Genomic DNA, 11,961 nt, shown 5'->3' with positions numbered 1-11,961 from the left:
GTCACGCCTTGACGCCCTGCTTGGCCCGAGCCTTGGCCCTGGCCCGCAGGCTGGCGGTGAGTTCGACCTTGCGCACCCGCACGATCTCCGGCGTCACCTCGACGCACTCGTCGGCCGCGCAGAACTCCATCGCCTGCTCCAGATCCAGCACCAGCGGCCGGGCCAGGGTCTCCATCACATCGGCCGTGGACGACCGCATGTTGGTCAGCTTCTTCTCACGGGTGATGTTGATATCGAGATCCTCGGCACGCGGATTGATCCCGACCACCTGGCCCTCGTAGGTGTTCTCACCCGGTTCGACGAAGAACTGCCCGCGGTCGGACAGCTGGATCATCGCGAAGGGGGTGATCGAGCCGCTGCGGTCGCTGACCAGCGAGCCGGTGTGCCGGGCCCGGATCTCGCCGGCCCACGGCCGGTAGCCGTCGAACACGGCGTTGGCGATGCCGGTGCCGCGGGTCTCGGTGAGGAAGTCGGTCCGGAAGCCGATCAGCCCACGGCTGGGGACGATGAAGTCCATCCGGACCCATCCCGCGGCGTGGTTGGTCATCTCCTCCATGCGGCCCTTGCGGGCGGCCATCAGCTGCGTGACGGCGCCGACGAACTCTTCCGGACAGTCGATGGTCAACGCCTCGTACGGTTCGTGCAGCTTGCCGTCGACGTTCTTGGTCACCACCTGAGGCTTGCCGACGGTCAGCTCGAACCCTTCGCGGCGCATCTGCTCGACGAGGATGGCCAGCGCCAGCTCACCGCGGCCCTGCACCTCCCAGGCGTCGGGCCGGCCGATGTCGACGACCCGGATCGACACGTTGCCCACCAGCTCCTGGTCGAGCCGGCTCTTCACCATGCGGGCGGTCAGCTTGTGCCCGGACACCCTGCCGGCCAGCGGCGACGTGTTGGTGCCGATGGTCACCGAGATCGCCGGTTCGTCGACGGTGATCCGGGGCAGCGCATGCGCGTGGTCGGGGTCGGCGAGGGTGTCGCCGATCATGATCTCGGGGATGCCCGCGACCGCGACGATATCGCCGGCCACGGCCTCCTCGGTCGGGTTGCGGTCCACCCCCTCGGTGGCCAAAAGTTCGGTGATCTTGGCGCTGGTGATCACCGGCGATCCGTCGACCTCCCGCATCCAGGCCACTTGCTGGCCCTTCTTGAGCCGCCCGTTGTAGATGCGGATCAGCGCGAGCCGGCCCAGGAACGCCGACGCGTCGAGGTTGGTCACCAGCGCCTGCAGCGGCGCCTCCGGGTCGCCCGACGGCGCCGGGATGTGCTCCATCAGCACGTCGAACAGCGGGTCGAGGTTCTCGCCGTCGGGGTTCTCGCCGTCGGCCGGCTGCGTCGTCGAGGCGATGCCGGCACGTCCCGACGCGTACAGCGTGGGCAGGTCCAGGGCCTTCTCGGCGGATGCCTGGGCTTCCTCATCGAGGTCTGAGGCGACGTCGAGCAGCAGGTCGTGGCTCTCCTCGACGACGGCGGAGATCCGGGCGTCGGGACGGTCGGTCTTGTTGACCACCAGGATCACCGGAAGGTGCGCGGACAGCGCCTTACGCAGCACGAAGCGGGTCTGCGGCAACGGTCCCTCCGACGCGTCTACCAGCAGCACCACACCGTCGACCATGGACAGGCCACGCTCCACCTCGCCACCGAAGTCGGCGTGCCCCGGGGTATCGATGACGTTGATCACCGTCATGGTGCCGTCCGGGTGGTGCCGGTGCACCGCGGTGTTCTTGGCCAGGATGGTGATGCCTTTTTCTTTTTCCAGGTCACCGGAATCCATCAGGCGTTCAACAGCGTCGTCGCCGCGGTGCGTCAAGGCACCCGACTGCCGCAGCATCGCGTCGACTAGGGTCGTCTTACCGTGGTCGACGTGGGCGACGATGGCGACGTTTCTGAAACTGGGCCGTGAATCCACGCTGCAGATTCTCGCAGTTCGGCCGGTCGATCACGAAAACGAGAGAGCCCCGTCACGTTCTGCGCACGCGAGGAGCGATCAGTTTGAAGTCCACCAAGATCGCCGCTCTGAAACCCAAAAAGAAGTGCTGTCGCAGCAAGCCCCGCTGCAAACGCTGTCCTCTGGTACTGCACAAGGTCCGCAAAGCCGAGCACAATGGATTGCGCGGTAAAGAACTGGACAAGGTGTTCCGAAGAGCCAGAAAGTCATAAGGATCGCGCGCTACCTTTGAAGTTGGGTTCGCACTGGCGTGATCGGAGGTAACCCGTCATGACGGTCTACGAAGTGCTCACCATGGCGCTGATCATGGTGCTGGCGGCAGGGACGACAGTCGCGATCTACCTGGGATTGGCGAACTGGGTAGGCACGTGTTATGTCGTCCGCTGCACTGAATGCCACCATCTGACCTTGGCATCGGTGAACCAGCCGCAGGCTTCCTGCGCGCACTGCCGGCACCCCATGATCCTGCATCCGCTATACACCAGCCAGCACCCCGGAATGGTGCGGGTGGTGGGCGACCGTCTGCGGTATTAGTCGCGCGCTATTGCGTTTCGACGTTGGCGGTCACACCCTGGTAGTGCGGTACTCCGCGATTGCGGAATTGCCGCCCCGTCACCTTCTCGGTGGTGATGCGGACGAAGTGTTCGCGCCGGCCCTCTACCCATGGCTGCACGAACGTCCCGGCAACCTCGACGAGTTCATCCACGTCGGTGATCGGCTTCGCATGCCCGACGACCGTCACGCTCCAGCCGGTGTGTAGATCTGCGTCCAGCTCGTCTACCTCGAATGCGACCACCTGGTTGTGCATGGCCGCGGTCAGCTTCGGCCCGCCCGCGACTCGGAACACCACGTCGTCCCGCCACATCCGATAGTTGACCGGCTGCACCGCGGGCACGGCGTCCTCGGTGAACACCAACCGCCCGACGCGTGGCCCCTGCAACAGATCGAGACACTGCCTGCGGGTCAGGACGTCGAGTTCGGATCCCTTGGTCATACTGATCAACCTCCTTGTACGAGTTGGAGAGTCCCAACCGGAGTGGAACGCCAATGCCCGACGCTGATGGCGGCCAGTCGGGCGATTGCCCGTTCGATACCGGCAGCCAGTTCTTCGACGTCAGGCGCCGCGTCGTAGTCCCCGATCACACCGAACACCAGCTGGTCGGCATAGCTCATGATCGCGACGCCGGTTCGCAACTGCATCGCCAGAGGCGGGATGGGCAGTAGCCGAGAGGCCTTGCAGCCCAAGAAGCGCAACGATTTTCGCGGCCCGGGCACATTCGTCGCGACGGTGACGACGCCCCGTTGCGGCAGGCGAGTCAAAGCCCGCACGGTCCACGCGGCGAGCGGGAACGGAATGACATTGGCCGCCGACGCCAATGCATTGCCGGCCAGGCATTGCCCTCCGGCCTTGGTTCGGGCCAGCCGCGCGTGCACCGTGCGGAGTTGGTGGACCGGATCGGCCTTGTCGACAGGCAGGTAGGGCAGCATGACGGACACCCGGTTGTCGGTGCCGTCACGCGCACCGTCGGACCGTACCGAGACAGGTACCAGGGTGCGCAACGAGTTGGCTTGGGGCTTCTCGCCGCGACCGACCAGCACGCTGCGGTAACTGTCGGTGAGCGCCGCCAGCGCAACATCGTTGACCGTGACGCCGAACGCTCTGCAGACACTCACCACATCGTCCAACGGCACCGCGACCGAGGTGTAACGCCGCATGCTGGTGATCGACCCGATCAGCGAGGAGGCCGCCGCGGGCCGAAGCAGCCCCGCGGCGATGTCGGCCACACCGCGAACGGCCTGAATGGCGGCGCCCAGCAGGTCCATCGACATCCGCCAGGCGCCGGCTATCCAGTGCAGCGGACGGAAAGGGGCCGAGTCCTTCCCCGACTCGGGTGGGACATCGGTCGGATCGTCGCAGAGCCGGCGCAGCAGCCGCGTGGCCGCGATCCCGTCGGCGACACAGTGGTGGACCTTCATCAGGATGGCCCAGCGGCCGTGTTGCAGACCGTCGACGACCCAGCACTCCCACAGCGGGCGGTCACGGTCCAACCGCCGCTCCATCACGTCGCCGAGCAGACGGTACAGCGCCGCGTCGTCGCCCGGACGTGGCAGCGCGGTGCGGTGGATATGGTGCGCCGCGTCGAAGTTGTTGTCCTGCACCCAATACGGGGCTGCGAGATCGAGCGGCTGGGTGTGCAGCACGTGCTGCAGTCGCGGCACCGAGCAAGCACGTTCGGCCAGGGTAGCTATCACCGTGTCGGCATCGGGCATCGGTCCGTCGAGAACAGCGACAGCGCCGATCGCCAGGCTCACGTGCCGATCAGAATCCTCGGCTTCGAGAAACCCCGCGTCCAGAGCGGTCAACTGCTCCATGCCACTACTGTGCGCCGATGGCCGGGCACGAAGACAGAGCCGAAAGTCACTAGTTTGCTGAGTCACTCACCGCATTGTACGACCGGAACAGATAGCCGGTAGGAGCATCGAAACATGCGTCAGATATATGACCTTGCCATTCGGGTGGTGGTCATGAACACCGGCCCGGCGCATCGCCGCCGGTAGATCAGCAGGACTCGGGGATGAGCGGTCCCGCGACGCGCCCGACGGTGACGGCGAACTCCAGTACCATCGGAAGGCGTTCGGGGGCTTGACCTTTCGTCGTTACGACACCGGCGGCGCGGCGGGCGTGGGCATCTGCACACCGCGATTGTGAATGCCGTCGGCTGTTCTACAGGCAGTCGGAATAACTTGGTGCTCTTCGCATTTAGCCTGGGTGAGCAACCGGTACATCTCACAGAATTGCATCCAGCAAATCCGGGACAGTCGTGCTCAGTCAGGGTGCATCGCCGCAGCCAGGTCGTCGATCCACGCCCGGTCCGCCGGAACCCAGTCCAGGAGGGGCAGCTCGTCGAGAGTCACCCAGCGCAGGGCGCGATGGTCCTGCGGGCGCGGACTGCCGTCGGTCAGCGCGACGAGGTAGGCGCGCAATGTCATGGTGGCATTGAGGGCGACGTCAACGCCGATCCGCGCACCTACGCTCACCCCGACACCGAGTTCCTCACGCAACTCCCGCGCCAGTGCGTCGGCGTCGCTCTCCCCCGGCCCGACCTTGCCGCCGGGCAGCTCCCACAGCCCAGCCAGCTCCGGCGGCCGCTCACGCTGGGCCACCAGCAGCGCGCCCGCAGAGATCAGCGCACCCGCAACGACGATCTGCTCATCCATCGCGCCCGACGGTATACGGTCGAAGACATGGCTGTGTTGACGAATGATCAGGTTGACGCCGCACTAGTTGATCTGCCCGGCTGGGAACATGCGGGCGGTGCCCTGCGCCGATCCGTCAAATTCCCGGCGTTTCTCGACGGAATCGATGCGGTGCGGCGCGTCGCCGAGTTCGCTGAACAGAAGGATCATCATCCCGATGTCGACATCCGTTGGCGGACAGTCACCTTCGCACTGGTGACACATTCCGCCGGCGGCATCACCGAGAAGGACGTCGATATGGCACGCGAAATCGACCGTATCCTGGGCCAGTAGTCGCGATCCAGCCCAGCGTCACCAGCGTCGCGACGATGTAGACCAGGTCCGCCCAGGCCAGGTACCACGGCCGGCTGATCTCCCAAATGGTCGGCTGCGCGAAGCTGAGCAGCCACGGCGCTCCGACCAGTGTCAGGCCGAGCCAGCCCCACCCCAGGATCTGCGCCCCGCGGCGGTCCCGCAACGAACCGTGCAACAGCCAGATCATCAGTGGGACCAACCACACCCAGTGGTGCGTCCAGGAAATCGGCGACAACAGGAGTCCGAACAGGCTGACGATGATGATCCCGCCGAGTCGGTCACCGTCACTGCCGCCGACGGCCCGCCACGCCAGCACCGCGAGCACCGCCGTCACCACGATGCCCGCGAGCACGACCGGACCGTAGCCCGCGTCATGCCCCAGGATGCGAGATATCCCGCCGCGCCAGGACTGGTTGAACACCGTGCCGATCGGCCCTATCCGGCGGGCATCGCCGAGCAGATCGGTGAAGTAGTACCGGGCCTCATCGCCGACCACCAGCAGCGACAGCACCACCGTGCCGAAGAAGACCACAGCCGAAAATGCCACGGTGGCCCAGCGTCTCGCGCCGAGGAAGTACAACCCCGAGACGGCTGGGGTCAGCTTCACCCCGGCGGCCAAACCGACCAGCAGACCCGACAGCCACCACCGCTCTGAGTACACCGCGTAGATCACCGCGAGCGTGAGGATGACATTGACTTGCCCATAGTCGAATGTGCTGCGCAGGGGTTCGATCCAGATGCCGACTGCCGTCCACAGCGGGGTCAGCCGCGGGTCGGTGTACCGGCCCAGCATTCGCTGGCTGACGCGGACAACGCCGTAGAGCGCGACGATCGTGGCGATCTGCCAGAAGAACGCGACCACACCGAACGGCAAAAACTGCAGCGGATAGAACACCATCGCGGCGAACGGTGGATAGGTGAACGGCAACAGAAAATCGGGCGTCTTGTCCCCGTACGTGTACTGGTAGAGGGTGCCCGGATGGTCCAGCGCCGCCGCACCGCCGAGATAGACGTGCAGGTCGACCATGTTTGTGCCGTTGGGCACCAGGTAGGAGAAGGCCAGGCGCGCCGCAACGCTCAGCGCCAGCAGTAACCACGCGTAGCGATACAGCCGCATGGTCGATGCGGTCGGATCGGTTGTGGCAGGCGTTGTGTCTACCGACCCGACTCTAGCGTTCACCCGGCCCTGTCACGCTGGAGTGGCGCTCGACGCCGACCGCCACTCCAGCGTGACGCTGGTGACGGTATTTGCCGAAGTGCTCCCGCCGACGGCTCCGGTAACCGATACCCGTCACTGCCGTAACGGTTGAATAACCGCCACACGTGTCACTTGAGTAACACCAGTAACTCCGTAGTTTCAGGCACAGCCGTGCAGTCAACCGATTGGGAGAACCATGAAGCTCACCTGGAAAGCAGTTTCCACCAGCATGATCGCCGCGGCAGGCGCGGTCCCGGTCGCGTTGGCGCTCAGCGCCACTGCGGCCGCTGATCCGGCCCCCGCGCCGGCACCTGCGATGCCGAACCTGCCGATCGTCAACGAGCTCGCGGCTGCACCGGCCATCGCGCCGCAGCTATTGCAGGGAGTCACCTCGGCGCTGACGGGAGCCCCGGCCGCGCCGGCGCCGGCACCCGCGCCCGCGGCCACTGCATCGGTGACGCTGCCCCAGCTGCCGGCAACCGCAGCCACAGCACCGGCTGCCACCTCACCACTGACGTCGCCGCTCTCGCCGTCGCCCCTCACCGCGCCCGCCGCGACGACGGCCGCTCCGGCGGCGACATCCGCCAGCTCACTGATCCCCTCGGCCGACATCAACATCCCTCAGGTGCCGGGCATGCCGATCCCGCTGCCGCAGAAAGTGAGCATTCCAGGCGATCTGGCTGGGCTGATGTCCGCGGGCAGCCCGCTGGCGAACCTGGCACCCGTCGTGACACAAGCAGCCACTACCGCGGCGCCCGCATTGGCTCCGGTGGCAGCTGCTCCAGCCGCAGCGGTCCCGGCGTCCACGTCTCCGCTGGCTCTGGCTCCGCTGTTGACCGCCGGCCTGCCCTGATCGCCGACCCGGTCTGACCGTCCGAAACGTACTAGGGAGAGCCATGTCACCGAAAACGTTGTTCGCCACCGCCGCTGGAATCGCAGCGTCGGCCGTCGTACTGCTCGGCAGCGGCGTGGCGCATGCCGATCCGGCGCCGCTGCCGATCGACGGTGTGCAGGCACCGGGCCTGTCGGCGGTGCAGAGCCTGAGCCCTGTCATCCAGCAGGCCGCGGCGGACCCTGCGGGTGCTGCGCAATTGCTGATGGCAGCCGCGCAAGCCTTTGCGGCCAACAAGTCGGCACCCGATGACTCCCGCAATGTCGCAACCGCGGTCAACCATTTCGTCGCCGAGCCCGCCGCCGCGGCGCCGGCAGCGCACGTGCCCGGCGCCGGCGCGGGCCCGGAGGCTCATCTGCCGACGGGCGTCGACCCCGCCAATGCGGTCGGGCCGGCTCAGTTGGCCGCACCCGAGGCGGCACCAGCTCCCGAAGCAGCACCCGCGCCCGAAGCAGCACCGGCACCTGAGGCGGCGCCAGCTCCCGAAGCAGCACCGGCACCAGCTCCCGGTCCCGAAGCGGCACCGGCTCCAGCACCCGACCCCGCACCGGGCCCTGCTGCGGCTCCCGCAGCCGCAGCCGCACCGGGATTCGGGCCGGAAAGCCCGGTGACCCAGGACTTCATGTACCCGTCGATCAGCAATGGATGTCTGAAGGACGGCGGAAACGTTCTGGCGACGGCAATTTCAGTTGCCGGTCCCGCCAAGATCCCGACACCGGGCCCCGGGCCGGGCCAGACCGCTTACGTCTTCACCGCGATCGGCACTCCGGGACCGGCAGATGAGCAGAAGCTGCCGCTGAACGTCACCTGGGTGAACCTGACCACCGGCAAGTCCGGCAGCGCGACGCTCAAGCCGCGTTCGGACATCAACCCACAAGGCCCGACGACGTTAACCGCCGTGGCCGACACCGGCTCAGGCAGCATCATCTCGACGATCTTCGGCCAGGTCTCGACCACTGAGAAGCAATGCCAGTTCATGCCCACCATCGGTTCGACGGTGGTGCCCTGACCACATCACGGAAAATGGGGAACGGAATTCCCGGTCGCTGGCCATCGGCCGGCGGCCGGGAATTTTGTCTGGACTGGTCAGTAGGCCATGAAGAGGATCATGTCCCGGTCGTACTCACGTCCGGGGTGCGCCTCGGCCAGATGCGCCTGCGCCTTCTCGACAAGATCGTCCTCGTCGGTTCCGGTGATCGCCTCACCGCACGGGCAATTGAGATGTGTCTTCGCCATATCTTCACGATTGCATATGTGAGATAGATGGAGCATGGAGATCTACGACGTCATGCGTACCACCGGCGCCACCCGTCAGTTCACGGCCGACCCGATGCCCGATGACGTGCTGGAACGCATACTGGACAACGCCCGGTTCGCCCCCAGCGGCGGCAACCGGCAGGGCACTCGGGTGGTGGTGATCCGCGACCGGAAGACCCGCGAGGCACTGGCAGATCTCAGCGTCACAGGCGCGCGACGCTACCTCGCGCAGCAGCGCAACGGTGAGAACCCCTGGAACCCTTTGTATTCCCCCGGGGTGACCGATGCAGAGATTGCAGCTGTCGAAGTGCCCCCGGCCACCCCGTTGCTCGAAGCATCGGTGGTGCTGGTGGTCTGTGTCGACCTCGGTGTGGTGGCCGCGCTGGATCAAGACCTCGACCGAATCGGCGTGGTGGCCGGGGCATCGGTGTACCCGTTCGTGTGGAACATCCTGTTGGCCGCACGAAACGAGGGCTACGGCGGCGTGCTGACGACCATGGTGGTGCCCGAGGAAAGACGGGTGAAGGCGTTGCTGGGCATACCGGAACAGTTCGCGATCGCCGCGGTGGTGCCGCTCGGCAAGCCGGTGCGTCAGTACACCAAGCTCACCCGCAGGCCGGTCACCGAGATCGCCACCCGCGAACGCTTCGACGGCGCACCATTTTCGGCGTTCGACTGAACTTCCAGTACACCGAGACTGCGTGCAGATCGCATGTTCAGCCCTCGAAAGAAGGACTGCACGCAGAGTCAGGCGTTGGCTGCCTTCGCTGCTGCCTTCATCTGCTTCTTGTACGTGCGCACCTTCTGCAGCGACCCCGCATCGACCACGTCGGCCACCGACATGTGGGTACCGGCCTTTCCGTAATCGCCTGCCGCGGCGCGCCAGCCGTTCGGCGTCACGCCGTACTGCTTGCCCAGTAGCGCCAAGAAAATCCGCGCCTTCTGGTCACCGAAACCGGGTAGACGCTTGAGCCGACGCAGCACTTCTTTGCCGTCCGGATCGCCCGCGGTCCACAGCATGGTCGCATCGCCGTCGTACTCATCGACGATGGCTTGGGCCAGCGCCTGCACCCGTTTGGCCATCGACCCCGGAAACCGATGGATCGCAGGGGTTTCCGAGCACAGCGCGACGAACGCCTCGGGGTCGTACTCGGCGATCTGGACTGCGTCGACGCCGCCGATGCGGTCGGCGATCTTCTTCGGCCCGGCGAACGCCGTTTCCATTGGGATCTGCTGATCCAGCAACATCCCGACCAACAACGCGAACGGATTGTCCTCGAGCAGAGCATCGGCGGCCGGATCTTGAACTAGCTGCAGTTTCGCCACGCCGTCAGTTTAGGACGACCCGGGGTCAGGGGTTTCTGACGCCGGTGTCGGTCCAGTGTGCGAACGTGTACGCGATAGCCGGTAGATATGCCCATAGGAGATGGACATGAGACGTGTGGTTGCCCCTCTTTTTGCAGCGGTGGTTACCGCTATTGCCTTGGCCGCCACGGCCAATGCAGTGCCAGACCAGGGCACGCCGGCGTTCGACGAGTACATGCAGGGGCTCGACCGAAATGGTTACCACCTGAATCCAGACACTGCGTGGCGCGTTGCCCACCAGGCGTGTATCGGCGGTCTACCGGGATACATCGGTTTGGAACTGGCTGCGCAAGGCGTTATCGGCCCCGGAGCACAGGACCGGGTGATGGACGTGGCCAGAAAATACGCCTGCCCGGTTCAGTAGTCAGCGGGCGTCGCTCATCATCATCTCGAACTGGGCCCGCGAACTGGGCGCCCGAGTGTCACGCCAGAGTGGCGCTGGATTTCCGCAGCCACTCTGGCGTGACACTCGACACGGAATTGCACAACCATGCCGACACGTTGGTATGGCACATGCCTGATCTCCGGCGCTCTTCGTTCGGCCATCGCTCCGGCTCTGCCTTCGCGTTCGCCCTGCTCGCCTACGCCTTCGCGGCCATCATGGTCGGCACGACCCTGCCCACCCCGATGTATGCGCTGTACGCCGAGCGGATGCATTTCGCGGTCCTGACCACCACGGTCATCTATGCGGCCTACGCCGGCGGCGTCCTTTTCGCGTTGCTGGCGTTCGGTCGCTGGTCCGATGCGGTGGGCAGACGACCTATGCTGCTGGCCGGTGTGGTGGCTGCGCTGGCCAGTGCGGTCGTGTTCCTCGTCGCCGATTCGGTGCCGCAACTGCTCGTGGGACGAGTGCTGTCCGGCCTGTCGGCGGGCCTGTTCACCGGGACCGGCACGGCCGCGGTGATCGAGGCCGCGCCACCACGCTGGCACGCACGCGCCGCCACCGTCGCGACGATCGCCAACATCGGCGGTCTCGGTGCCGGACCGCTGCTGGCCGGCCTGCTGGTGCAATACGCCCCACATCCGCTGCAGTTGCCGTTCCTCATCCACATCGTGCTCGCCGCCATGGCCGGCATCGCCGTCCTGGTCGTCCCGGAAACCTCGGAACGCACCGGCAGCATCGGCGTGCAGCGCCTCTCCGTTCCGGTCGAGGTACGCGCGATATTCATCATCGCGGCACTGGCGGCATTCGCCGGTTTCGCTGTGGCCGGCCTGTTCACCGCGGTGGCGCCATCATTCCTCGCCAACGTCATCGGCATCGACAACCACGCGATCGCGGGTGTCATCGCATGTTCGATCTTTGCCGCCTCCGCTGTCGCGCAGATCGGCGCAACGCGCATTCCCCCACAGCGAGCAGTCGCGGTGGGCTGCGCCATCCTGACGGTCGGCATGGTCATTCTGACTGCCGCGCTGTACTTTTCGTCGCTACCCGGGTTGATCGCCGCGGCCGTGGTGTCAGGTGCGGGACAAGGCATCAGCTTCAGCCGCGGGTTGGCCGCCGTCGCCGAGCTGACACCGCCCGGACGCCGCGCCGAGGTCAGTTCCACCTACTTCGTCGTCGCCTATGTGGCGATCTCGTTGCCGGTGGTCAGCGAGGGGCTGGCGGCGCGTGACTGGGGTCTGCGGACAGCAGGCCTGGCGTTTGCCATCGCCGTCGGGGTGCTTTCAGTCATCTGCATGGTGGCGATCCTCTGGCAGGAGTCGCGGCAGACGCGCACGGTCGATTTGAGTGCTTCTACCTAGGTCCGG

The 11,961-nt window shown here is 66.1% G+C and carries 14 protein-coding genes; 7 read left to right on the top strand and 7 right to left on the bottom strand.

The features are described from left to right. Position 1: 1 nt before the first annotated feature. Positions 2 to 1,909: a translational GTPase TypA gene (gene typA / locus B133_RS0101445; RefSeq protein WP_018598928.1), complete on the bottom strand. Its 1,908-nt coding sequence runs from the start codon at positions 1,907 to 1,909 to the stop codon at positions 2 to 4. A 309-nt stretch (positions 1,910 to 2,218) separates the two neighbouring features. Here typA and B133_RS0101440 point away from each other — a divergent pair, with 309 nt between their 5' ends. Further along, complete coding sequence (locus tag B133_RS0101440; protein ID WP_018598927.1) at positions 2,219 to 2,482, top strand: hypothetical protein; 264 nt, start codon at positions 2,219 to 2,221, stop codon at positions 2,480 to 2,482. 7 nt (positions 2,483 to 2,489) lie between these two features. Here the strand turns inward: B133_RS0101440 and B133_RS0101435 are convergent, their stop codons facing one another. From B133_RS0101435 to B133_RS0101425, 3 genes are all read right to left on the bottom strand, one after another. Next, on the bottom strand, positions 2,490 to 2,942 hold the full coding sequence (locus B133_RS0101435; RefSeq protein ID WP_018598926.1) for a pyridoxamine 5'-phosphate oxidase family protein: 453 nt from the start codon (positions 2,940 to 2,942) through the stop codon (positions 2,490 to 2,492). A gap of 5 nt (positions 2,943 to 2,947) precedes the next feature. Next, positions 2,948 to 4,321: a wax ester/triacylglycerol synthase family O-acyltransferase gene (locus B133_RS0101430; RefSeq protein WP_018598925.1), complete on the bottom strand. Its 1,374-nt coding sequence runs from the start codon at positions 4,319 to 4,321 to the stop codon at positions 2,948 to 2,950. 453 nt (positions 4,322 to 4,774) lie between these two features. Next, positions 4,775 to 5,167, bottom strand: a complete 393-nt coding sequence (locus tag B133_RS0101425; RefSeq protein ID WP_018598924.1) for a (deoxy)nucleoside triphosphate pyrophosphohydrolase — start codon at positions 5,165 to 5,167, stop codon at positions 4,775 to 4,777. 27 nt (positions 5,168 to 5,194) lie between these two features. On the opposite strand from B133_RS0101425, the gene B133_RS0101420 reads away from it, so the two are divergent. Further along, positions 5,195 to 5,479: a 4a-hydroxytetrahydrobiopterin dehydratase gene (locus B133_RS0101420; RefSeq protein WP_018598923.1), complete on the top strand. Its 285-nt coding sequence runs from the start codon at positions 5,195 to 5,197 to the stop codon at positions 5,477 to 5,479. Here the strand turns inward: B133_RS0101420 and B133_RS0101415 are convergent. Then, positions 5,424 to 6,617: a mannosyltransferase gene (locus B133_RS0101415; protein ID WP_018598922.1), complete on the bottom strand. Its 1,194-nt coding sequence runs from the start codon at positions 6,615 to 6,617 to the stop codon at positions 5,424 to 5,426. The two genes, B133_RS0101420 and B133_RS0101415, sit on opposite strands and share 56 nt — an antisense overlap. A 277-nt stretch (positions 6,618 to 6,894) precedes the next feature. On the opposite strand from B133_RS0101415, the gene B133_RS0101410 reads away from it, so the two are divergent. Together B133_RS0101410 and B133_RS0101405 are read left to right on the top strand one after the other, a co-directional pair. After that, positions 6,895 to 7,551, top strand: coding sequence for a hypothetical protein (locus B133_RS0101410; RefSeq protein WP_036418330.1), 657 nt, complete (start codon positions 6,895 to 6,897; stop codon positions 7,549 to 7,551). A 43-nt stretch (positions 7,552 to 7,594) separates the two neighbouring features. Next, on the top strand, positions 7,595 to 8,599 hold the full coding sequence (locus B133_RS0101405) for a hypothetical protein (RefSeq protein WP_018598919.1): 1,005 nt from the start codon (positions 7,595 to 7,597) through the stop codon (positions 8,597 to 8,599). A gap of 77 nt (positions 8,600 to 8,676) precedes the next feature. On the opposite strand, the gene B133_RS23470 is transcribed toward B133_RS0101405, so the two are convergent. Then, complete coding sequence (locus tag B133_RS23470; protein ID WP_018598918.1) at positions 8,677 to 8,826, bottom strand: DUF1059 domain-containing protein; 150 nt, start codon at positions 8,824 to 8,826, stop codon at positions 8,677 to 8,679. Positions 8,827 to 8,860: 34 nt separating this feature from the next. On the opposite strand from B133_RS23470, the gene B133_RS0101395 reads away from it, so the two are divergent. Then, positions 8,861 to 9,526 (top strand): nitroreductase family protein, encoded by a 666-nt coding sequence (locus B133_RS0101395; protein WP_018598917.1) that lies wholly within the window; start codon positions 8,861 to 8,863, stop codon positions 9,524 to 9,526. Positions 9,527 to 9,594: 68 nt separating this feature from the next. Here the strand turns inward: B133_RS0101395 and B133_RS0101390 are convergent, their stop codons facing one another. Then, positions 9,595 to 10,173, bottom strand: coding sequence for an HhH-GPD-type base excision DNA repair protein (locus B133_RS0101390; RefSeq protein ID WP_018598916.1), 579 nt, complete (start codon positions 10,171 to 10,173; stop codon positions 9,595 to 9,597). Between the two features lie 100 nt (positions 10,174 to 10,273). Between B133_RS0101390 and B133_RS0101385 the strand changes: the two genes are divergently transcribed. Continuing rightward, positions 10,274 to 10,576 carry a DUF732 domain-containing protein gene (locus tag B133_RS0101385; RefSeq protein ID WP_018598915.1) on the top strand — a complete coding sequence of 101 codons (303 nt, stop codon included), beginning with the start codon at positions 10,274 to 10,276 and terminating at the stop codon, positions 10,574 to 10,576. A 149-nt stretch (positions 10,577 to 10,725) separates the two neighbouring features. Beyond that, a complete protein-coding gene (locus tag B133_RS0101380) occupies positions 10,726 to 11,955 on the top strand; it encodes an MFS transporter (protein WP_051088078.1) in 1,230 nt (409 codons plus the stop codon). Positions 11,956 to 11,961: the final 6 nt, after the last annotated feature.

Source organism: Mycobacterium sp. 155, from assembly GCF_000373905.1.
In the GTDB taxonomy this organism is placed as follows: Bacteria; Actinomycetota; Actinomycetes; order Mycobacteriales; family Mycobacteriaceae; genus Mycobacterium.
Note: the sequence above shows the minus strand (reverse complement) of the source record. Positions and strands in the feature narration are given on the sequence as shown.